A 21,902-nucleotide genomic window follows, 5' to 3' on the forward strand; every position below is an offset into this window, starting at 1 on the left:
CCTGAAATCGTCTGTCAAACGTCGTCGTTTGCGCGCGGTTCACCAGCCGCCGCTACATAAAAACAAAGCCAGGGCGAAACTTAATGAGCGTTAGCAATCCAACTCTGATCACGTTCGTGATCTACATCGCAGCAATGGTGCTGATCGGCTTCATGGCCTATCGCTCCACCAACAACCTTTCTGATTACATTCTGGGCGGTCGTAGCCTGGGCAGCGTCGTGACTGCATTGTCTGCCGGTGCTTCCGACATGAGCGGCTGGTTGTTGATGGGCCTGCCGGGCGCCATCTACATGTCCGGTCTGTCCGAAAGCTGGATCGCCATCGGCCTGATCATCGGTGCTTACCTGAACTGGCTGTTCGTCGCCGGCCGTCTGCGCGTGCAGACTGAGCACAACGGCGATGCACTGACCCTGCCGGATTACTTCTCCAGCCGTTTCGAAGACAAAAGCGGCCTGCTGCGGATCATTTCCGCCGTCGTGATCCTGGTGTTCTTCACCATCTACTGCGCTTCCGGCATTGTGGCTGGCGCCCGTCTGTTCGAAAGCACCTTCGGCATGTCCTACGAGACCGCGCTGTGGGCCGGTGCTGCTGCGACGATTGCCTACACCTTCGTCGGCGGTTTCCTGGCCGTGAGCTGGACGGACACCGTACAAGCCACGCTGATGATCTTCGCCCTGTTGCTGACCCCGATCATCGTGCTGCTGGCCACCGGCGGCGTCGACACCACGTTCCTGGCCATCGAAGCGCAGGATCCAAGCAACTTCGACATGCTGAAAAACACCACCTTCATCGGCATCATCTCGCTGATGGGCTGGGGCCTGGGCTACTTCGGCCAGCCGCACATCCTCGCGCGTTTCATGGCGGCGGATTCGGTCAAGTCGATCGCCAAGGCACGTCGCATTTCCATGGCCTGGATGATCCTGTGCCTGGGCGGCACCGTCGCTGTAGGTTTCTTCGGTATCGCTTACTTCTCGGCACACCCCGAGCTGGCCGGCCCTGTGACCGAAAACCCAGAGCGCGTGTTCATCGAACTGGCGAAAATCCTGTTCAACCCATGGGTTGCCGGTGTCCTGCTGTCGGCCATTCTGGCTGCCGTCATGAGCACCTTGAGCTGCCAACTGTTGGTGTGCTCGAGCGCCCTGACCGAAGACTTCTACAAAACTTTCCTGCGTAAAACCGCTTCCCAGGTTGAATTGGTCTGGGTCGGCCGCGCCATGGTGCTGCTGGTTGCCCTGATCGCCATCGCGTTGGCCGCTAACCCGGAAAACCGCGTATTGGGTCTGGTCAGCTACGCCTGGGCCGGTTTCGGTGCTGCGTTCGGTCCGGTGGTCCTGATCTCCGTGATCTGGAAAGACATGACCCGCAACGGCGCACTGGCCGGCATCCTGGTCGGCGCGATCACCGTGATCGTCTGGAAGCACTTCGAACTGCTGGGCCTGTACGAAATCATCCCGGGCTTCATCTTCGCCAGCCTGGCCATCTACATCGTCAGCAAGCTGGGCGCGCCGACTCAAGGCATGCTTCAGCGTTTCGCCGCTGCCGAGGCTGATTTCCGCCTGAACAAGTGATAGGGATGAGCTAAGGCTCTGAGCTTTCGCCGAACATGAAAACGGCCCGCTTCCTTTTGGAGGCGGGCCGTTTTTTTGTCTGCGGGAAAAGATTGGGTGTTTTTTATGGCCTTTTCGCGGGCAAGCCTCGCTCCTGCAGGGTTGGAGATTCGCCACAAAACTGTGGGCGCTAGGCTTGCCCGCGAAGAGGTCATCAGCTGCAACACACTACTTTGCAGAGAATGTCTGTAGCCAAAAATCCCAATTCTTGAAGGACAAATCCCTAAAAAAGTAGGGCAAATCTGATTTTCCTGTCCCTCCCTCAACACCCCTTGTCGCTCATGCAGAATCGCCCGCCCTCATTCTGCAGAGACACATCGGATGTTCGCTCCTGCCAATCAACCGCGTTTCACGTTGACGATCGACGGCGTCCAGATTGAGCTCAAGGTGCTTGAGTTCACAGGCACGGAAGCCATCAGCCAACCCTACCGCTTCGATCTGGAACTGGTCAGCGACCGGCCAGACATCGAGCTCGAAAACCTGCTGCATCGTCAGGCGTTTCTGAGTTTCGATGCACAAGGTTCTGGCGTACACGGTCAGATCTTTCGCGTCGGTCAAAGCGATTCCGGGAAACGTCTGACGGGCTATCAAATCAGTCTCGTACCGCGACTGGCCTACCTCGGTCAGCGCATCAACCAGCGGATTTTCCAGCACCAAAGCGTGCCAGCGATCATCGCGCAGGTCCTCAAGGACCATGGCATCCAGCGCGATGCCTTCGAGTTCCGGCTCGGCAGCGACTACTCACCGCGCGAATACTGCGTGCAATACGCCGAAAGCGACCTCGCGTTTATCCAGCGCCTGTGTGCCGAGATCGGCATTCATTACCACTTCCAGCACAGCCCCGACGGACATCTGCTGGTGTTTGGCGATGATCAGACAGTATTCCCGCGCCTGCCTGAGCCGACGCTGTACTTGCCGGGCAGTGGCATGGCGGCGGACGCGCCGGCCATCAAGCGTTTCAACGTGCGTCTGGAGACCCGCACCACGGCGGTCACCCGGCGCGATTACGACTTCCAGAAACCGCGTCTCTCCTTGGAAAATCGGGTCGACAGCGAACAGCGTCCGGTGCTGGAGGATTACCACTTTCCCGGCCAATTCACTGACCGCGAGCATGGCAAACAGCTGACACAGCGAGCGCTGGAACGGCACAACGCAGACTTCCGTCAGGCCGAAGGTCGTGGCGACGATTCTGCCTTGGTCAGCGGACATTTCCTGCACCTCGCCGAGCACCCGCGTCAGGCGTGGAACGACCTGTGGCTGATCACTGAAATCGAACACCGTGGCCGACAGCCGCAAGTGCTGGAGGAGTCGGCCACCAGTGATGACCCGGATGATTTCCAGGGTTATCGCAATACCTTTCTGGCGACGCCGTGGGATGTTTCGTTTCGTCCACCACTGGGGCCGGAAAAACCACGGATGCTCGGCTACCAACCTGCCGTGGTCACCAGTCCTGTCGACAGCGAAATCCATTGCGATGAGTTCGGCCGGGTAAAGGTCCAGCTCGCTTGGGACCGCGACGGTCAGCTCAATGAGCATTCCAGTTGCTGGTTGCGGGTCGCCACGGGCTGGGCCCACGACCATTACGGCAGCGTGCTGATCCCACGAGTGGGCATGGAAGTGCTGGTGGGTTTCATCGACGCCGATGCCGACAAACCGCTGGTGATGGGGTGCCTGCCCAACGCCGCAACACCGGTGCCGCTGGATTTGCCCGCCGAGAAGACCCGCAGCATTTTCCGCAGCCAAAGTAGTCCGGGCGGCGGCGGTTACAACGAATTGCGCATCGAGGATCGCAAAGGCGCCGAGGAAATCTACCTGCGCGCCCAGCGAAACTGGACCCAGCACGTGTTGAATGATCAGCAGGTGCAGGTCGATAACCAGCGCACCATCGTCGTCACGGGGACCGCTCGCCATGAGCTTAAGGCTGACGAGCAACGCATCACCCACGGCCAGCGCCAGGCCGAAGTGAAGCTCGACGATCACTTGCTGGTGATGGGCGACCGGCACATCCGCGTGTCCAGTCAGGCGCTCAACGCCAGTCAGCAATTTCACGTCAGCGCCGGTCAGCAAGTGGTGATCGACGGCGGTGCCAGCGCGACGATTCAGGCGGGCGGGCAGTGGATCAACATCGGTCCTGGCGGGATTTTCAGCAGCGTTCCGATTCAGGTTGGGGGCGCGCTGATGCCGCCTATGGCCGCTACGCCCGTGTCGCCCAATACGCCGTTGAAACTCGTCGCCGCCCCAGCCGCCCTGCTGAGCGCCGCACAGATCATGAGCCTGCAAAGCGACGCGCCGTTCTGTGAAGAATGCGAGCGCTGCAAGGACGGTGTCTGTGCCGCCTGATCGCATGTCACCCCACGCCTGGCTGGAACGCCAACCGCTCAAACCCGGACAGCAGTTGTTCGCGATTTTCGGCAACGCCAGTGCGTCGCAGCCGATGAAAGCCTGGCAGCTCTCGACCCCGGCCCAAGCACCGAGCCCGATCTGGGCCGACACCACCTATGCCGAGTGGGAACCGGTGATGCCCTATGTAGGAATCGTTCCCGCAAGCAGTGAGTTTCTGCAGTGGGTCGCCACGACCGAGTCCCGTGATTGGGGTTGGCTGGCGGTTTCTTCTGCGTCTCAGGAAGCGCTGGTCGAACATCTGCGCAGCCTTACACAAGTGCTTTTGCCCAACGGCAGTGCGGTGTTTTTTCGGTTCTGGGATGGGCGTTATTTGCTGCCGATTCTTCAGTCTGCCGACGTTAACCCAACGCAGTTAATGCCTGTGCTTGACCGCTGTTTGATCAATGGGCAGCCGCTCGATATCGGCGGCAGTGCATTGAAAGTCTCCAGGGTTTTTCCGTGGTGGGAAGTGTCCGAATCGCTGCTCGACGACCTCGCCGCCGAGTCCGCGACAACCCGGATCAACAACTTGATGAAGTGGTTGAGCGAAGACCGTCCTGATCTTTTTGAGGCGTTTTCGGCGCGTGTATTGCGGCACAAGGTTGCGACCTTTCTGAAGACGCCGGACCTGCCTCAAGCACCGAAACAAGCCTTGGCGGATTACCTGATGGCGGAGCGGAACTGATGGACCAGATTGTGCGGATCGAGCAGGAGCTCGACGGTTTCAAAGACACGTTGGTTTTGTATCGCGAGCAGCTCGGCAGTTTCTTGAGTCGGAATGCGGACAAGATCAGCCGGTCGATGGACATGCCTTCGCTGATGGGCATGGAGCGGCTGATAAAGCTTGGCGATTCGACGACAGCGTTGAGCAGTCGCGACGATGATTTTCTCTCGGGTTTGGCACAGTGTCCTGCGAACGGAATTCTGGAGATCGAGAGCAAGTTTGAATCGGTTTATGACATCCCGCTGGGGAATATTCAGGTCGATGTGATCGCCATGGACGGGGGTGAGAGCACCGCGGTCCCGCTCGACGAAAACGGCAAGGGACAGTTCGAAGGCACGCCTGGCAAGTTCTATCGCGTTCATGTCCAGAGTGACGTTTCATCGGATCAAATCGAAGACCTGTTCTCCTCTTACGATGGCCTGACCCAAGAGCTGGACAGTTGGCTGCGCAACGAGTGGGAAGGGTTCAAGCCGCAATGGTCGCAGTCGACATTTGCGGCCGCCGGTAATGGAATACTCGCGGGAAGTTGGGAGGCGATTACCGGTGTCTGGGACAGCATCAGCCTGCTCTCGGACATTCTCCAGGATCCCCGAAAGTTCGTTGGCTGCTTGGGCGATGGGGCCGACAAGCTTGCCGAACTGGCAGAGAAACTCCCGGCAACAATGGAAAAGGTCCAGCTGCTGGTCAGCGATGAAGCGGCCCTTTGTCTGTTGCTGCGCACGGCAAGCCTCTGGCTGGAGATGCTGCCCCCCAGTGAAATCGCCGGCAAAACTGCCGAAGCGCTTTCAACCGTGGTGGTGCAACTGCTCATCGATATTCTGATCGGGGTTGTTCTGACTTTTGCGGGCGCAGGCGCAGGCGTTGCCTATTTGGGGATGCGCCTTGCCAACTACGGCGCCCGAATCGTCGACGCTGTTGTGGGCTTCGTCAAAGCCATCTTCAACATCACCAACAGCTTCATTACCTACGTTGACCGCTACAAAAAAGTGGCCGCACGCGGTGTAGCGGCAGGCCTGAAAAAAGGTCGCATGCAACTGCGCTGGGACGCCAAACGCAACACCACACTCAAACAAAACGAACACCACGACAACGTCCCGGATCAGGCGAAAAACCCCAACGGCGACAGTGCCGATTCCGTCGATAAAACCGCCACCAACAAATGCCCGGTGTCGATGGTTACCGGCGAAGAACTGCTGACCCTCATCGACGGTTCGCTGGACGGCATTCTGCCGTTCGACTTTGTCAGGCTCTATCGCACCAGCGCCGCCGAGATTGATTGCGGCTTGGGCTTCGGCTGGAGCCACTCGCTCTCCCATCGACTGGAAATCGACGGTGACACCGTCGTCTGGATCGACCACGAGAACCGTCGCACCACGTTCCCGCTGCCGTCCGCTGAACGCCCGGCGATTCATAACAGCCTGTCGCGCGCCGCGATTTACGTTGGCAATGAACCCGAAGAATTGATCCTCGCCGTCGCCGGCGACGAGTCACGTTTCTACCATTTTCGTAATGGTTTTCTCACAGCGATCAGCGACCGATACGACAACCGCCTGTGCATAACCCGCGATCGTCAGGGCCGCATTCGGCGCCTCGACAACGGTGCGGGCCGCGCCTTGTTATTGCGTTATGAATGCAGTCACTTGGTCGCCGTCGATTATCAGGTTTTCGCCCCGGCCCAAACCCTGGACGAAGCCTGGCAGACCGAGCAGACCCTGGTCGGTTACCGCTACGACGAACGCGGTCGACTCATCGAGGCCACCAACGCCGCCGGCGAAAGCGAGCGATACGACTACGACGATCAGCACGTCATTCTCCAGCGGCAACTGGCCGGTGGGGCGAGTTTCTTCTGGGAGTGGGAAAGGTCCGGCAAGGCCGCCCGATGCATCCGCCACTGGGCGTCGTTTGCGCAGATGGACGCGCGGTATACCTGGGATGACCAGGGCAGCGTCACCGTCCACAACATCGACGGCAGCGAAGAGGTTTACGTCCACGACGACCGGGCGCGGCTGGTGCGCAAGGTCGAACTGGATGGCGGTGAACACCTCAAGGCCTACGACGACCAGGGTCGGCTGATTGCCGAGCAGGACCCGCTCGGCGCGGTCACCGAATACCGCTACGACGAAGTCGGACGCTTGGTGGCGCTGATTCCGCCAGAAGATGAGCCAACGGCCTACGAGTATCGCAACGGTTTCCTGCACGCACGCTATCGCGGCAAAGCGGTGTGGAAGTATCAGCGCAATGCGCAGGGGGATGTTACCGAAGCGACCGATCCCGATGGCCATGTCACCCACTATCACTACGACGAAAAAGGTCAGTTGCTGTCGATCCGCTACCCGGACACCAGCCGGCATGTGTTCGTCTGGAATGGCTTGGGGCAACTGGTCGAAGAGACGCTGCCGGACGGTGGCGTACGGCGGTTTTCCTACGATGCGCTCGGGCGGCAGATTACCCGTCAAGACGAACATGGCGCGGTCACCCAGTCGCAATGGGACGCCATTGGCCGACTGATCCAGACGATTCTTCCTACCGGTGCCAGTCGCGCCTACAGCTACAACGCCTACGGAAAAATCACCGCCGAACGCGACGAACTCGGCCGCGTCACCCGCTACGAATACCTCGACGACCTTCACCTGGTCAGCCGCCGGCTCAATGCCGACGGTACCCAGCTGAAGTATCGCTACGACAACGCGCAGCTGTTGCTCACGGAAATCGAAAACGAATCCGGCGAAAAATATCAGCTGGACTACACCCCCGGCGGATTGATCCGACATGAAACCGGCTTCGACGGCCGACGCACGGCGTATGCCTACGACCTCAACGGCCATCTGCTGGAGAAAACCGAGTTTGGCGACGATGGTTCGCAGCTCGCCACCGCCTATGAACGAGACTCGGCAGGGCGGTTACTGGTCAAAACGCTGCCCGACGGCGTCAAGGTCGAATACCGCTACGACAGCCTCGGTCGACTGATTGGCGTCGACGATGGCCACGACCATCCGCTGGAATTCGAGTACGACCAACAGGATCGGCTGATCACCGAGCATCAGGGTTGGGGCACGCTGCGTTATGGCTACGACGCCTGCGGCCAACTCAATCGCCTGCGCCTGCCGGATGGCAGCAAACTCGATTATCACCACGCCAAGGGCGGCGCACTGACCGCAATCGACCTCAACGGCGCAAGGCTTTCCAGCCACCAATTTGCGTTTGGTCGCGAGCAGCAACGTCAGCAAGGCCAACTGCTCAGCGAATATGCCTACGACGATCAAGGCCGCTTGAAGGCCCACGCTGTCAGACAGCAGCACCAAACGCTGTATCGCCGCGACTATGCCTACAGCGCCAACGGCAATCTCGACAGCATCGCCGACACCCGTCACGGCCAGCGCAACTACCAATACGACCCGCTCAACCGCCTGACCCGCGTCCGTCACACCCGCGACGACCCGGCGGAAAGCTTCGCCCACGACCCGGCCGGTAACCTGCTGATGCAGGATCGGCCTGGCTTGGCGACCGTTAAAGGCAATCGCCTGCTGATGCAGGGCGACCGCCATTACGACTACGACGCCTTCGGCAACCTGATCCGCGAACGCCGCGGCACCGCGCAAAAACTGGTCACCGAATACCGCTACGACTGCCAGCACCGATTGCTCGGCGTCACCACCCCGGACGGTCGCACCGCCAGTTACCGCTACGACGCCTTCGGCCGCCGCATCGCCAAAACCGTCGACGGCAAAACCACCGAGTTCTTCTGGCAAGGCGACAACCTCATCGCCGAAAGCAGCCGCGAACACTACCGCAGCTACGTCTACGAACCCGGCAGCTTCCGCCCGCTGGCGATGCTCGACGGCAAAGGCCCACGCAAAGCCTGCCCGTTCTACTACCAACTCGACCACCTCGGCACGCCGCAGGAACTGACCGATTTTGGTGGCGAGATCGTCTGGTCAGCGAAGTACAACGCCTACGGCAAAGTCACTCGCCAGACGTTCGGCGGGGGCGAGCAGCTTGAGCAACCGTTGCGGTTTCAGGGGCAGTACTTTGATGCGGAGAGCGGCCTGCACTACAACCGGCATCGGTACTATGATCCGAAGATTGGCCGATACCTGACGCCGGACCCGATCAAGTTGGCGGGCGGGCTGAATCAGTATCAGTACACGCCGAATCCGACGGGGTGGGTTGATCCGTTGGGGTTGAGCGGGAACTGTCCGCAGTCGGGTAAAGCTGGGTGCGAGGCGCCGGATGATACGACTGGCGTTAAGGTTGATGAAGGTGAACCGGCGCTGCCGAAGCTGACGGGTGATCAGCGGCGAGAAAGGATTGGGATTCTTAAGGAGGAGGTTGCTAAGCGCTGGGTTGAGCGGTTTGAGAAAAAGTACCCTGGAATGCATTCCATCGGTAAGCATAGTATCGAGGTTCCTGATGTGGTAATTCGACAGCGCTCGGTAGACGGTACGGATCCCATTACTAAGGTTCCCCATAGAGAAAACAGAGGGAACTTAAGCTCGCAATATAAAAGCTGGAACTTGCAAATGCATACGCTAAACGATGATATGACTAGGGTTGTTCGAGGGCTTCCGCAATTCACCGGCAAAGATGTCAATGGCTACAATGTGGTTAGAAGGGAGAATAGAAATGTTGGGCGAGGGTATAAGCCAAATAGAAAAGACCCGGAAAATCCACACCTGTTTGAAAATATGCACGGTTCGGAAACAAAATTTAGTAAAGGTGAAAACCCTAAACCGTTTACATCTCATCCGGTGATAATTAAATGATTAAAGATCCATATTTAGATCAGCCATACTCGCCAACAGTGAGGGAGCTTATAGGGGATTTTGATATTTATGATAGGGAGCACACTCTTGGTGTAGAGTTAGAGAAATACGATATCAATCTTTCTATTGATAGAAGGGCTCTTGCAAGAAAATATATTTTAGTTAGTTACGATTTTTTGAGTCATAGACATAAGTTTTTGCTGGTGGCCGTTCTTGAGTCTGCACTACAAGATGAGTCTTATGACTTTCAGGCATTGCTAGAGCATGACTGCGAAAGCACGAATCTCTTTCCAAGTGGTTGGGATGAAATGAAAAATCCTCGTGCATTTTTTGAAGATATTTACAGTGTTTTGAGCGATGAGTGGAAAGGTCAGCTGCTAAAGGCAAGCCTTGAGGATCAATCCACTTGGTGAGATGAAGTCAGCGAAGTTTCTGGGTAAGGTCTTCGGAAGTTTCCTGCAAATCTGCGGCGGCTTTCATGAACGGGTGGGCAACGTGTTTCATCAATAGTCTCTGGTGGTCACTGAAAATTCAGTGGCAGGGTGTAGGAACCCTTCAAGACTAGAGAGGACGCTTTGGCCTCGACACCTGAATTGCGGCCATCAACATGCATCCGTAAGATCAGTTGCGGCGGCTGTGCGCGGGCACGCTTTGGTGTGGTCGAGTTCTCTGGTCTCGATATTCCTACCCCGCGTATAGCTGCCACCCAAGCCTGTAGGATGCCAAAGGGGACGGATTTATTTTTGCTGATTTTTTGCTGCCAGCTTCGAAGGTGTTGTTATAGAGCAACAAATATATCCGTCCCCTTTGTGGTTTAACTACTGCTTCACTTGTGCTCGCGAATGCAACATTGTTTTGACAGTGGTAGCGAGCGGATACACTGTTGGAAAGTGTCATTGAGGAATTAGAAAAATAAATCCGCCATCTTTTTCAAGCTTGATAAGGATAATGTGCTGCGGCCTTTTACTGCTTATCCTTCGGGGAGAAAATGATGCTGCGAGATCCATTTTTAAATAAAGAATTTCAACCCGATTTGATGTGGTTTATTGGCGTCTTTGATGTTTATGATCGCGAGGAAACTCGAGGTGCGGAGCTGGAAGTGTTTAACCCTAATGATCGCATTGACAGAACGGAACTGATCAAAAGATACAGCTTGAATCTAGGTTGTCTGTCCTATAGACATAAGCTCGTGCTGATGGATTTTCTAGCGGAAAAGCTAAACGATGCGTCTTATGACTTTCAGAGTTTGTTTGATATAGATGAAGAAGATGCAGGGAGTTGGCCGCGTGGTGAGTGGTATGCATTGGTGGATCCCCGTGGATTTCTTCAAGATGTCTATACGTTGGCTCAGGAGGCCTGGAAGGAAGATGTTTTTTTAGCGAGCTTTGAAGATCGGGCCAGTTGGTGATAGAGAAGGTGGCACCTGTCAGTCTGGAGTCCTCCGCGTCGGTATTCGCAATGCCAATTGCCAGCACTACGGAATGTTTAAGTGTTGTTTAAAGACCTCGTAACTACTACGAAATTTCCGGGCAAGCTCATCGGAAGTTTCCTTCAAGTTGTGACGGCTTCCATGAACTGGTGGGCGATGGGTTGCAGGGATAGTCTTTGGCTGTCACCGCGCAAGTGGTGGCAGGGTGTAGGAGCCCTCTCTCATGATGCAACAGCTCTGTCGTCTGATTGCGGCACTTAACTCGTGTCCATATGATCGTTCGCGGCGGCTGTGTGCGGGACACGCTTCGGCGTGACCGAGGTTCATGAGTGCTCGGTACTCCTACTCCTGCGCATGGCTGCCACCCAAACCTGTAGGAGGGTGCGTTTGGCAGCTAATTTTCATACTCATGGAATTTACAAATGACAACGCTAACGCCAGATCCACCCTACGAAAAACCAATCCCCCACCCCAAAAACCGCTTCATGGCCCTCACCAGCAACTGCACCGACATGCCCACGCTATTCGTTGATACCCACGCGCCGCTCGATGTTCTATACGACGCCGCCAACTACCGAATTCACGCCGTCACGCAGGTGCTGGAGAACATGTCGATGCGCGGTTCGGTTGAGTGTGAGTCGTTCATTCTCAGTGATTTTGCGCTGCTGTGTGCCATTCCGTTGCGGGATGGGTGTGATGTCCTGGATGTGATTGGGCGGCGGTTGCGGGCTCTGCCGTAGCATCTGAATAAAGAGTGATCCTTCCTGTTTGATTGCAGGAAGGATCGTCCTTACTCATTTTGATGATCTACTTTGGCAGGTATTGATCCTGAGACTGAATGAATGCATCGAACTCCTTGGAGTTGTAAACCTCTAGGCAACCATAAAAAACCATTTTTTTATCAGAATGCTTGCTGAGGGACGAGGTCTTTGCATAGGCATTACGCATGTACTTCTCGGTTTCTGCGTAAGGGTCGTGTGTGACCTCGAGGGTGTCCTCGTTTTGAATGATTAGATGCTGACCTTTGCCCATCGACGAGTAGGCGCCAATCGCAAGTCCAATGTCAGATTTGATGTCTGACTCGTTCTTGAACTGGCTGGAAATACAGTTGGCCAATCCATAATCTTTAAGCGTTTCTCGCGCCTTATCGATATTGATTTCTGCAGATAAGGCTTGCCCTGAAACGAGTAGCAGTGCCAGCACAACTAGCCGCGAGCTTGTCATCCTTTCAACTCCCAGAAGTTTATTTTTTCCAGCTTTACCCTTGGATTGTCATAGGTATGGCTGTCTTGCCTGTGGTAGTCACTGTCGTCACCGGTAACGCTCCCGTTCCAAAGGGTTGCGTGGCCTGACGCGTCGCTCCATCCGTTGATTTCCATGACAATGACGCCCTTTTTTCCATTTATAAAATTTGAATTGGTTTGCGTCAGCGTGTGGTCGGGCTCGCCCCAGTTATGCCTAAGAAAAGCGAGGAAATCGACCACCTTCATTATGTAGGGAAGCTGGTCCGCTCCACTCAGTCGATAGATGGGCTGGTTTTGTATGATCGTGCCTTTGGGGATTTTATATCCGCCGTAATTAAAAGCTCTGCTTATCCTCAGTGCGCAGGCATTCGCATAAGCATCAGGTTTTTCCGCTCTTGCCGCTTCGACTCCGCCTCCGACAAGTCCGTAAACCTCGACTGAGCCTTTATTACCTACTTCTGCATATGCGTTCCATAGCGTGCTGAAACGAGGCCTTTTAACTGAGATGCTGGAAGACACTCCGCCGGCGTTGATAACCACTTGAGCCATTATGCTTCCCCTTCCATGTCAATGATTTCGCTTGCGAATGCATTTGGGATGATGGCTACGCCCTTGACCCCGACTATCCCTGTCAGCGCTTTTTCGGTGGGGCCGCTAATGTTGACGGTAACCGTCTCGCCGGGCAAATAACCCGAGGTTGTCACATGAATATTCAAGTCGGTGTAAAACCGGGAAACTGACTTAACAGGAATCTGCTCATCGCCATAGGACAAAGAAATATCGGTGATGGACTTGGGACGATTGAGCACGGCAGTGATACCTGAAAAATCTGCTTTGTTGTGCTCTGCTCCACCATATACAGATGACTGAGCGGACATCACCTTGTTGGATTGTGGAGGGCAGCCGCAGGCAACGTAGTCACCTTCCAGGGCAACCAATCCGGCCGGTAACGTGATGGTTCTGGGCCCGACCGCGATGATGGGGCCTTTTCCTTTGCTGCAGGCTGGGCAACTTGCCAAGTGTCCAATGGAAGAGGTACTTACAGCGCTATCGATGTTGATACCGACATTCCCTTCCAGTACCGAGCCGCCGGTTGAGGTAGGCGCACCGATACCAATCATTTTCCGTCCCATGTAAATCTCCATTTTTACGGGCGTTAGGTCGGTCCGATCTTCGCACTCATGTGTAAGCTCCACGATGGCAGGTCTTTGGCAAAGTGTGACTTGATGTTGCCCGCCACATGAGCAAGATCAGAACATCGCAACCTTTGGGGCTTCGACGCGCAGGGATGATTGCGATTGCAGGACCAAACGCCCGCTCAGCCGCGAACCCCTGACGTTCGCCTCGGTACAAGGTAAACTTCCCGGCCTTCGCAGGAGCAATCATGAATTATCGTCACGCCTTCCATGCCGGCAATCACGCCGATGTGTTCAAACACCTGACTCTGACCCGCATCATCGCCCTGATGTCGCGCAAGGAGCAGCCGTTTGCCTATCTCGACACTCACGCCGGCATTGGTCTGTATGACCTGCAGGGTGATCAGGCGAGCCGTACCGGTGAGTACCTGGAAGGTATTGCGCGTCTGTGGGATCAGCCGGATCTGCCAGCGCTGACCGCCGACTACATGAAAGTGCTGCACGACATGAACCCGGATGGCCAATTGCGCTATTACCCGGGGTCGCCGGAGTTGGCGCGGCGTCTGACGCGGCCGCAGGATCGGGTGATGCTCAACGAGAAGCACCCCGAAGACGGTTTGCTGCTCAAGGACAACATGGCCGGCGACCGTCGGGTGAAAGTGCATCTGGGCGAAGGCTGGCATGTGCCGCGGGCGATGTTGCCGGTGCAGGAGAAGCGGGCGGTGATGTTGATTGATCCGCCGTTCGAGCAGCTCGATGAGATGCAGCGTTGCGCGGCGTCGCTGAAAGAGGCGATTGGCCGGATGCGGCAGACGGTGGCAGCGATCTGGTACCCGGTGAAGGATCAGCGCATGTTGCGACGTTTTTATCAGGATCTGGCGGGCACGGGCGCACCAAAGTTGTTGCGTGTGGAGTTGCTGGTGCATCCGCTGGATACGCCGAACAGTTTGAATGGCTCCGGGTTGGCGATTGCGAATCCGCCGTGGGGCCTGGAAGAGGAATTGCGTGAGTTGCTGCCGTGGTTGTCCAAGAAGCTTGGGCAGACCCAGGGCGGGTGGCAGATGGATTGGTTGATTGCTGAGAGTTGATGGCTGATCAGATGGATTGATGGCGTCTGATCGGACGCCTTCGCGGGCAAGCCTCGCTCCTACAGGGATCGATATCTGAGCACAATTTTGTGATCGACATAAATCCCGTAGGAGCGAGGCTTGCCCGCGAAGCTTTTCAGGGCCCGAGAGTTAGATCGGGCAGGTAACGCCCGTACCACCAATACCGCAATACCCTTCAGGGTTCTTCGCCAGGTACTGCTGGTGATACGCCTCGGCGAAGTAGAACGTCGGCGCTTCTTCGATTTCGGTGGTGATTTCGCCTTTCCCGGCCTTGGTCAACTCAGCCTGGAACACGTCCTTGCTGTGCTTGGCGGCGGCCAGTTGCGTCGGGTTGGTCGCATAGATCACCGAGCGGTACTGAGTGCCGATGTCGTTGCCCTGACGCATGCCTTGCGTCGGGTTGTGCAATTCCCAGAACATTTTCAGCAGTTCTTCGTAGCTGACTTTGGCCGGTTCGTAGACCACCAGCACCACTTCGCTGTGGCCGGTCAGGCCCGAACAAACTTCTTCATAGGTCGGGTTCGGGGTAAAACCGCCGGCATAACCCACCGCCGTGCTGACCACGCCTTCACGTTGCCAGAACTTGCGTTCCGCGCCCCAGAAGCAGCCCAGGCCGAAGATCGCGAAATCCACGTCCATCGCGAACGGACCCAGCAGTGGGGCGTCGTGGACGAAGTGTTTTTCCGGCACGGTCATCGGGGTTTCACGGCCGGGCAGAGCTTGTTCTTTGGTAGGGAGCACGTTTTTGTTCACCAGGATTTCCGAGCGCAAGACCATCATCAGTCCCCTCAGTCAGGTTGAATTTAAATTGTCAGACACGCAGTTTGCCCAATGCCGGCCGGTTACGCACTACCCCTATGCGAGCGTGCCTGCTTGCGATAGCGGCGGGACATTAAACATTGATGGCGACTGACACACCGCTATCGCGAGCAGGCTCGCTCCCACCGGGGATTACGGTGTTCCACAGGGATTTTGCGGTGTGCTGTCAGACGAGCGGCCCGCGTGGGTAGCGCTTGAGCTTTTCGATCAGCTCGGCGCCGGGGATGGGGCGGTCGAACAGGTAGCCCTGGCCGACATCGCAGCGGTGGCGACGCAAGAACGCAAGCTGCTCGGCCGTCTCGATCCCTTCCGCCACGACCTTGAGTTTCAGGTTGTGGGCCATGGCGATCACCGCGGAGGTGATTTCCATGTCGTCCTGGTTGTCCGGGATTTCGTGGATGAAGCTTCGGTCGATCTTGATGATGTCGATCGGGAATTTTTTCAGGTAACTGAGCGACGAGTAACCGGTGCCGAAATCGTCCATGGCCAGGGTCAGGCCCAGGCGCTTGAGTTGATCGAGCTGCAAGTGGGTGTCTTCGGTGGCTTCCAGCAGCAGGCCTTCGGTCAGTTCCAGCTCCAGCAGGTTCCCCGGCAGCGCTTCTTCCTTGAGGATGTTGGCGATGGACGCCACCAGGTCCGGGTCGGAGAACTGCTTGGGCGACAAGTTGATCGCCACTTGAAGATTGCCCAGGCCGGCGGCGGTCAGGTCTTTGCTCATGCGGCAGGCCTGGCGGGCAATCCATTTGCCGATCGGGATGATCAAGCCGGTTTCTTCGGCAACGCTGATGAACTGGTCCGGGCGGATCATGCCTTTTTCTGGATGGTTCCAACGCAGCAGCGCTTCCATGCCCAGCAGGCGACCGCTGCGCAGGCACAGTTTGGGCTGATAGAACACGTCCAGCTCATTCTGGGTCAGGGCGCGGCGCAGGTTGTTTTCCACGAACAGCTTGTAGCTGGCCTCGGCGTTCAGTGCTTCGGTGAACACCTGGACCTGGTGTTTGCCATTGGCCTTGGCCTTGTGCAGCGCCAGGCCGGCGTTGCGCATTAATGTCTGTGGATCGCGACCGTGCAGCGGCGCGCAGGCCAGGCCCACGGAGCCGGTGACGCTGATCAACTGGTTGTCGACGAACATCGGCTTGTCGAGGGTCGCCAGCAATTGGTTGGCGACGTGCTGGCCCATTGCGAGGTCGGTGTTGTCCAGCAGCACGGCGAATTCGTTACTGGCGAATCGCGCCAGGCTGCCGCTCGGGCTCAGGCTGTTGCGCAGGCGCCGGGCCAGGCTGATCAGCAGTTTGTCGCCGGTCTGGTGGCCGAGGCTGTCGTTGATGCGCTTGAAATTGTCGATGTCCACCAGGAGCAGGCTGATCGGCGTATCGCTGTCCCGGGCGAAGCGTTCGTCGAGGTTGCGGATGAACGCCGGGCGGTTGCCGAGGTTGGTCAGATTGTCGGTGTAGGCCAGGCGCTCGATGCGCTGCTGGGCGAGCTTGGTCTGGGTGATGTCTTCGTAGATGCCGATGTAGTGCGTCAGCTCTCGGTTGTCGCCATAGACCTTGGAAATCGACAACTGGCCCCAGTAGGGTTCGAGGTTTTTGCGCCGGCTCTTGAACTCGCCCTGCCAGCTGTTGCTCTTGGCCAGCGCCGACGGTGCGTCGAACAGCAGTTCGCTGAGGTTCTCCAACGCAGGCAGTTCCGATAGCCGCTGGCCGTGGACTTCCTCGGTGGTGTACTGGGTGATCGCCGTGAAGCTCGGGTTGACGTATTCCACCACGCCATCGCAATTGACCAGCAAAAACGCGTTGGCGCTTTGCTCGACCGCCCGCTGGAACAAGTGCAAGGCACTCGTGGCGGTGCGGCGGTTGTGGTTGTTGATGACTTGGGCGAACTGATCGGCCAGCTCGCCGGCGAAGGCGATTTCATCCGACTGCCAGGCACGGGTCGCGCCAGTCTGTTCCAGGCACAGCACGCCGACCACTTGGCCGTCGACGCGGATACTGGCGTCGAGCATGGCGTTCACATCGCGCGGGCGCAGGTGTTCGGCCATTTCCCGGGTACGCGGATCGCGAATGGCGTTGTGCGCATCGATGGCGCGGCTGCCGTGCAAGGCGTCGAGGTAATCCGGGAAGCCGCTGACGTCGATCGGTTCCGGCAGCTGATATTCCCCGGAGGTGCGGTGATAGGCCGAGATCGGCACCAGCAGCGAGCCTTCGAGGTTCCACAGGCTGGCGCAGTCGATTTCATAGATGTCGCAAGCGCTGCGGGTAATCAGTTCGGCGGCTTCTTGCAGGGAATTGTTGGTGCTGTAGCGCTGGCGGGTCAGCAGCAGGATCAAGTCTTGCTGGGCGCGGACCCGATCCAGATGCTGCAGTTGTTCCAACTGGGCGCGCTGATTGAGTTCCAGGGCGATTTGCAGGCGCGAGTTCTGGGTTTCCAGGTCCAGCGACGGCAGCAGCGGTTCACCCTCGAACAAGCCGTCCACGACCATCAGGTAACCGCGCAGAAGGTGTCGATTGTGTTGTCGGTAGGCTTCGCCCAGTTCGAGCAGGCTCAAGGAGCCTTTGGCGGTGTGCAGGTTGTAGCGGATCAGGTAATGCGGGCTCTCTCTGAGTTGCTGCTGAATCGCGTCGTGCAGTTGATAGCGCGCTTCAGGCTCCATCAGGCTGGCATAAGGCGAGTCGACCAAGGCACAAAGCTCCACGGCCGGCAGACCAAATTGTCGTTCGCAATTGGGATCGAGAAACAGGAGTGCCCAGCTAGCTTCATTCAGCCGTTCGAAACGCAGCATGCCGAGCCGCGAGGGCACAGGCAATTGCGTCACTACCTCGGCCACCATACGGCTGGCGGCATCAGGTTGGCTTTTCATTGAGGGAAACTCGCTTCGAATGTGCTGATCGCGCCGGGCTCTCGCCCTCTTTACTGTTGCCTGCGGCAAGGTTGCATCATTGCGACACTGACTGACAAGAGACATGAAGGCCAAGTGCTATAAGAATATGTCGGCAGGGGCGAGGATTTCTCCAGCCAGGGCCGAAAACTAATGTATTTGGCCTTCATTTTCCTTAGTGCAGCGGGATGTTGATCGATTGCAGGCGTCGGCCGTTCCGGTCGTGGTAACTGACCTGAATCTGCTCCCGATCCACCACCAGATGAGCAAAGTTGTCTTCGCTGACCACCTTGCTGGTCAATTCATGTCGATAATCTCCCGCTGCGGTACGTGCCAGCGCCTGGTTCAGAATGAAGGTGGACTCGGAGGCATAGGGCAGCAATTTGCTGTTGCACAGCGGGGACGAGACGATGGTGTGCACGTCGAAGTCCGGATCCTCGCTGTGGGTCAGGCGGCTGGTCAGTGAGCCGTGGACATCGCCGGAAACGAAGATGACGTTCTTGATGCGATGCGTGCGAATCGTCTCCAGCAACCGCAGGCGTTGTTCCGGGAAGGCTTTCCAGGCGTCATCGCCGTTGAGTTTGCGGTCGGGGTAGAACATCACGCTGGTGACCACGAACTTGACCCGGGCCGGGCTGTGGATCAGCCATTTGCACAGCGCCTGTTCCTGCTCATCGTCGAGGATGCGTCGATCATTGGGCGACAAGTTACGACGGGTTCGGCTGTCGGTGACAAACCATTCAATATCGCCTTCGGCGAACTGATACCAATACTGTTCCAACTTTCGGCTTACTTGACCGTTGGGTAATAAGTCATGCGCCGGACTGTGGCTGGCTTGGTATATCTCATAGGCTGCCATGGCGTTCTTATATAAATAGGCATCGGCCTTGCTTTCGTTGGCGGGCCAGTTGTCTTCTATTTCATGATCGTCGAGGATCATATAAGTCGAGGTGTTGGACATTAATCGGGCGATGTTCGGTTGGGAAAACGCCGCGCGATATTTGCTGAGTATTTCCTTGTATTCCCGGTCGGGAGCAATAACGTTCAGATCATCGACGTAAATTTGATCACCCGTCATTAACATCGCGCTGATGGGCGGCTCGGCCTGCTGCGCAAGTTCGGTGATCGAGGCAAAAATACGGTCGCCCAGATGAGGTGCCGAAGGGATGCCTGCGGTCATGCGCAGGTAGCGGCATGAGCCGACGATGTACGCCCGCGGTGTGTTGGCTTTGCTGGACAGGGTGCGAAATCGATAAATCTCCCGTGGCCATTGCAGCGGCAGTTCCTGAACGGTCTCCACGGTGTGCACCGGGCTCATGGGGCTGAACCATCCGGCCTGGTATTCATAGTCGGTATCGGTGGCGAGGTTGTTGAGTGCAATCACATCGGACATATCGCGCAAGATCGACAGTTTGGCAAAGACACCTTGCGACCAACGCTCTTCCCCCGCGCGCCGATAACGAATGCCGGCAAATACCAGCGAGTTATCTTGACGTTCTCCCCGCAAAAAAATACGTACGTGGTTAGTTGTAGTGTGGCCAATAATAGGGCCGACAGTTGGTTTAAACATGTTCGAATCCGTTCGAAATAACGTTAACTAAGCAAATGAGGTTTTCAGTATTTAAAAGAAAATGCTGTCGAACTAAGCCTAGTTATTAAACGGCAAAAAATATCGAGCGAAAGCCGCCATGAGTTGTGGGCGGTGTAAGCCACGGCTGTAGGAAATTACTTTGTTCAAGGCAAAAAAAGCCCCGCCAAATTGGCGGGGTTGAGGTACGAGCGTGGCGCTCGGAAAACGTGGAACGCGACAGGCCCTCCGATGAAGGAGGGCCGGCCGGTGTTACAGCAGGATGGTACGGATGTCCGCCAGCAGGCTGCTCAGACGCTGGGTGAAGCGTGCAGCAGCAGCGCCGTTGATCACGCGGTGATCGTAGGACAGCGACAGTGGCAGCATCAGTTTCGGCTGGAAGGCTTTGCCGTCCCAGACTGGCTGGATGGTTGCCTTGGAAACACCGAGGATCGCCACTTCCGGCGCGTTGACGATCGGCGTGAAGCCGGTGCCGCCAATGTGGCCGAGGCTGGAAATGGTGAAGCAGGCGCCTTGCATGTCGTCAGCGGTGAGCTTTTTGTCGCGGGCTTTGGCGGCCAGCGCAGCGGCTTCGGCTGCCAGTTGCAACAGGCTCTTCTGGTCGACGTTCTTGATGACCGGTACCAGCAGGCCTTCAGGGGTGTCGACGGCGAAGCCGATGTTCACATACTTCTTGCGGATGATCGCCTTGCCGCTTGGCGCCAGCGAACTGTTGAAGTCCGGCAGCTCCTTGAGCAGGTGCGCGCACGACTTGAGCAGCAGCGGCAGGATGGTCAGCTTGACGCCGGCCTTCTCTGCGACGGCTTTCTGAGCGATGCGGAACGCTTCCAGGTCGGTGATATCAGCCGAATCGAACTGAGTCACGTGCGGGATGTTCAGCCAGCTGCGGTGCAGGCTCGACGCGCCGATTTGCATCAGGCGAGTCATCGGCACTTCTTCGGTTTCACCGAAGCGGCTGAAGTCCACGACCGGAATCGGCGGGATGCCCGCGCCGCCGGTTGCGCCGGCAGCAGCGGCCGGCGCTTCCTTGGCCTTCTGCATCATCGCTTTGACGTAAACCTGCACGTCTTCTTTGAGGATGCGACCGTGCGGGCCACTGGCGCCGACGGCGTTCAGCTCGACGCCGAATTCACGGGCCAGTTGGCGTACAGCCGGGCCAGCGTGAACCTTGGCGCCCGGCTTGGCCGGTGCAGCCGCGGGTGCGGCAGGTGCCGGAGCAGCAGGTGCTGCGGCGGCCGGAGCAGGAGCGCTCGGTGCAGCAGCGGCTGGAGCCGGAGCAGCGGCCGGCGCAGCGCCTTTGACTTTCAGCTTCAGAATCAGGTCGCCAGTACCGACTTCGTCATCCAGCTTGATGGAAACGCTTTCCACCACGCCAGCGGCAGGCGATGGAATTTCCATGCTCGCCTTGTCGGATTCCAGTGTGATCAGCGACTGGTCGGCGGTGACGGTGTCGCCGGCCTTGACCAGTACTTCGATGATCTTGGCCTTGCCCGACGAACCGATGTCCGGGACATGAATGTCCTGGACGCTATCGGCAACCGGTGCGGCCGGGGCTGCAGCGGCTGGCGCCGGAGCAGCGGCAGCAGGCGCAGCAGCCTGGGCTGGCGCGGCAGCAGCAGGGGCCGCAGCACCCGCCACTTCCAGATCCAGAATCAGGTCACCCGTACCGACTTCGTCGTTGAGCTTGACGCTGATGGCCTTGACCACGCCAGCGGCAGGCGATGGGATTTCCATGCTGGCCTTGTCGGATTCCAGGGTGATCAGCGACTGATCAGCCTCGACGGTGTCGCCGACCTTGACCTGGATCTCGATGATCTGGGCCTTGCCCGCCGAACCGATATCCGGGACGTGCACTTGCTGAACCGAAGCGGCAGCAGGCGCGGCTGCTGGCGCTGGAGCAGCGGCGGCGGCAGGCGCAGCAGCCGGTTTCTCTTCAGCTTTTGCAGCCGGCGCAGCGGCAGCCGCAGGGGCCGCAGCAGCGGCACCTTCGACTTCCAGTTCCAGCAGTTCGTCGCCTTCTTTCAGGCGATCGCCCAGCTTCACTTTCAAACTTTTGACGATGCCGGCCTTGGGAGCAGGGACTTCCATGCTCGCCTTGTCCGATTCCAGCGTCAGGATGCTCTGTTCGGCTTCGATACGGTCGCCGACCTTCACAAACAGTTCAATTACTTCACCTTCACCGCTGCCGATGTCAGGTACGCGAATGAGTTCGCTCACAGAGTG

General features: G+C 57.5%; 15 protein-coding genes. 8 read left to right on the forward strand and 7 right to left on the reverse strand.

From position 1 onward, the window contains the following. Positions 1 to 83 precede the first annotated feature (83 nt). From putP to HP062_RS23115, 7 genes are all read left to right on the forward strand, one after another. Positions 84 to 1,568, forward strand: coding sequence for a sodium/proline symporter PutP (gene putP / locus HP062_RS23085; protein WP_010464334.1), 1,485 nt, complete (start codon positions 84 to 86; stop codon positions 1,566 to 1,568). 360 nt (positions 1,569 to 1,928) lie between these two features. Beyond that, entirely contained in the window at positions 1,929 to 3,947 is a 2,019-nt protein-coding gene (locus tag HP062_RS23090) for a type VI secretion system tip protein VgrG (RefSeq protein ID WP_172792075.1), read from the forward strand. Then, positions 3,937 to 4,674: a DUF4123 domain-containing protein gene (locus HP062_RS23095; RefSeq protein WP_172792076.1), complete on the forward strand. Its 738-nt coding sequence runs from the start codon at positions 3,937 to 3,939 to the stop codon at positions 4,672 to 4,674. Before HP062_RS23090 ends, HP062_RS23095 begins: the two co-directional genes overlap by 11 nt. After that, positions 4,674 to 9,476 carry an RHS repeat-associated core domain-containing protein gene (locus tag HP062_RS23100; RefSeq protein ID WP_172792077.1) on the forward strand — a complete coding sequence of 1,601 codons (4,803 nt, stop codon included), beginning with the start codon at positions 4,674 to 4,676 and terminating at the stop codon, positions 9,474 to 9,476. The genes HP062_RS23095 and HP062_RS23100 overlap by 1 nt, the downstream gene beginning before the upstream one ends. Further along, on the forward strand, positions 9,473 to 9,889 hold the full coding sequence (locus HP062_RS23105; RefSeq protein ID WP_077747639.1) for a hypothetical protein: 417 nt from the start codon (positions 9,473 to 9,475) through the stop codon (positions 9,887 to 9,889). The genes HP062_RS23100 and HP062_RS23105 overlap by 4 nt, the downstream gene beginning before the upstream one ends. Positions 9,890 to 10,467: 578 nt before the next feature. Then, a complete protein-coding gene (locus HP062_RS23110) occupies positions 10,468 to 10,884 on the forward strand; it encodes a hypothetical protein (RefSeq protein WP_256665901.1) in 417 nt (138 codons plus the stop codon). A 443-nt stretch (positions 10,885 to 11,327) separates the two neighbouring features. After that, positions 11,328 to 11,645 carry a hypothetical protein gene (locus HP062_RS23115; protein WP_172792079.1) on the forward strand — a complete coding sequence of 106 codons (318 nt, stop codon included), beginning with the start codon at positions 11,328 to 11,330 and terminating at the stop codon, positions 11,643 to 11,645. A gap of 67 nt (positions 11,646 to 11,712) precedes the next feature. Here the strand turns inward: HP062_RS23115 and HP062_RS23120 are convergent, their stop codons facing one another. The 3 genes from HP062_RS23120 to HP062_RS23130 are packed head-to-tail and all read right to left on the reverse strand — an operon-like array spanning position 11,713 to position 13,282. After that, on the reverse strand, positions 11,713 to 12,129 hold the full coding sequence (locus tag HP062_RS23120; RefSeq protein ID WP_010464320.1) for a T6SS amidase immunity protein Tai4 family protein: 417 nt from the start codon (positions 12,127 to 12,129) through the stop codon (positions 11,713 to 11,715). Continuing rightward, positions 12,126 to 12,698 carry a type VI secretion system amidase effector protein Tae4 gene (locus tag HP062_RS23125; RefSeq protein ID WP_010464318.1) on the reverse strand — a complete coding sequence of 191 codons (573 nt, stop codon included), beginning with the start codon at positions 12,696 to 12,698 and terminating at the stop codon, positions 12,126 to 12,128. Before HP062_RS23125 ends, HP062_RS23120 begins: the two co-directional genes overlap by 4 nt. Beyond that, complete coding sequence (locus tag HP062_RS23130) at positions 12,698 to 13,282, reverse strand: PAAR domain-containing protein (RefSeq protein WP_010464316.1); 585 nt, start codon at positions 13,280 to 13,282, stop codon at positions 12,698 to 12,700. Before HP062_RS23130 ends, HP062_RS23125 begins: the two co-directional genes overlap by 1 nt. 251 nt (positions 13,283 to 13,533) lie before the next feature. Here HP062_RS23130 and HP062_RS23135 point away from each other — a divergent pair, with 251 nt between their 5' ends. Continuing rightward, a complete protein-coding gene (locus tag HP062_RS23135; RefSeq protein ID WP_010464314.1) occupies positions 13,534 to 14,373 on the forward strand; it encodes a 23S rRNA (adenine(2030)-N(6))-methyltransferase RlmJ in 840 nt (279 codons plus the stop codon). A gap of 150 nt (positions 14,374 to 14,523) precedes the next feature. On the opposite strand, the gene msrA is transcribed toward HP062_RS23135, so the two are convergent. The 4 genes from msrA to aceF all read right to left on the reverse strand — a co-directional run bounded on the left by msrA (position 14,524) and on the right by aceF (position 21,896). After that, positions 14,524 to 15,171 carry a peptide-methionine (S)-S-oxide reductase MsrA gene (msrA, locus tag HP062_RS23140; protein ID WP_083377249.1) on the reverse strand — a complete coding sequence of 216 codons (648 nt, stop codon included), beginning with the start codon at positions 15,169 to 15,171 and terminating at the stop codon, positions 14,524 to 14,526. 208 nt (positions 15,172 to 15,379) lie between these two features. After that, complete coding sequence (locus tag HP062_RS23145) at positions 15,380 to 18,073, reverse strand: GGDEF and EAL domain-containing protein (protein WP_083375203.1); 2,694 nt, start codon at positions 18,071 to 18,073, stop codon at positions 15,380 to 15,382. 193 nt (positions 18,074 to 18,266) lie between these two features. Next, positions 18,267 to 19,661, reverse strand: coding sequence for an alkaline phosphatase D family protein (locus HP062_RS23150; RefSeq protein WP_083375202.1), 1,395 nt, complete (start codon positions 19,659 to 19,661; stop codon positions 18,267 to 18,269). A gap of 270 nt (positions 19,662 to 19,931) precedes the next feature. Next, positions 19,932 to 21,896 (reverse strand): dihydrolipoyllysine-residue acetyltransferase, encoded by a 1,965-nt coding sequence (gene aceF, locus HP062_RS23155; RefSeq protein WP_102593648.1) that lies wholly within the window; start codon positions 21,894 to 21,896, stop codon positions 19,932 to 19,934. Positions 21,897 to 21,902: the final 6 nt, after the last annotated feature.

Source organism: Pseudomonas sp. B14-6 (genome assembly GCF_013260315.1).
GTDB lineage: Bacteria > Pseudomonadota > Gammaproteobacteria > Pseudomonadales > Pseudomonadaceae > Aquipseudomonas > Aquipseudomonas mandelii.

What these genes read in the sequence shown, in the direction of transcription:
- putP (WP_010464334.1), top strand. Translation starts at nt 84, where the DNA reads ATGAGCGTTAGCAATCCAACTCTGATCACGTTCGTGATCTACATCGCA.
- HP062_RS23090 (WP_172792075.1), top strand. Translation starts at nt 1,929, where the DNA reads ATGTTCGCTCCTGCCAATCAACCGCGTTTCACGTTGACGATCGACGGC.
- HP062_RS23100 (WP_172792077.1), top strand. Translation starts at nt 4,674, where the DNA reads ATGGACCAGATTGTGCGGATCGAGCAGGAGCTCGACGGTTTCAAAGAC.
- HP062_RS23105 (WP_077747639.1), top strand. Translation starts at nt 9,473, where the DNA reads ATGATTAAAGATCCATATTTAGATCAGCCATACTCGCCAACAGTGAGG.
- HP062_RS23110 (WP_256665901.1), top strand. Translation starts at nt 10,468, where the DNA reads ATGCTGCGAGATCCATTTTTAAATAAAGAATTTCAACCCGATTTGATG.
- HP062_RS23115 (WP_172792079.1), top strand. Translation starts at nt 11,328, where the DNA reads ATGACAACGCTAACGCCAGATCCACCCTACGAAAAACCAATCCCCCAC.
- HP062_RS23120 (WP_010464320.1), bottom strand. Translation starts at nt 12,129, where the DNA reads ATGACAAGCTCGCGGCTAGTTGTGCTGGCACTGCTACTCGTTTCAGGG.
- HP062_RS23125 (WP_010464318.1), bottom strand. Translation starts at nt 12,698, where the DNA reads ATGGCTCAAGTGGTTATCAACGCCGGCGGAGTGTCTTCCAGCATCTCA.
- HP062_RS23130 (WP_010464316.1), bottom strand. Translation starts at nt 13,282, where the DNA reads ATGGGACGGAAAATGATTGGTATCGGTGCGCCTACCTCAACCGGCGGC.
- HP062_RS23135 (WP_010464314.1), top strand. Translation starts at nt 13,534, where the DNA reads ATGAATTATCGTCACGCCTTCCATGCCGGCAATCACGCCGATGTGTTC.
- msrA (WP_083377249.1), bottom strand. Translation starts at nt 15,171, where the DNA reads ATGGTCTTGCGCTCGGAAATCCTGGTGAACAAAAACGTGCTCCCTACC.
- HP062_RS23145 (WP_083375203.1), bottom strand. Translation starts at nt 18,073, where the DNA reads ATGAAAAGCCAACCTGATGCCGCCAGCCGTATGGTGGCCGAGGTAGTG.
- HP062_RS23150 (WP_083375202.1), bottom strand. Translation starts at nt 19,661, where the DNA reads ATGTTTAAACCAACTGTCGGCCCTATTATTGGCCACACTACAACTAAC.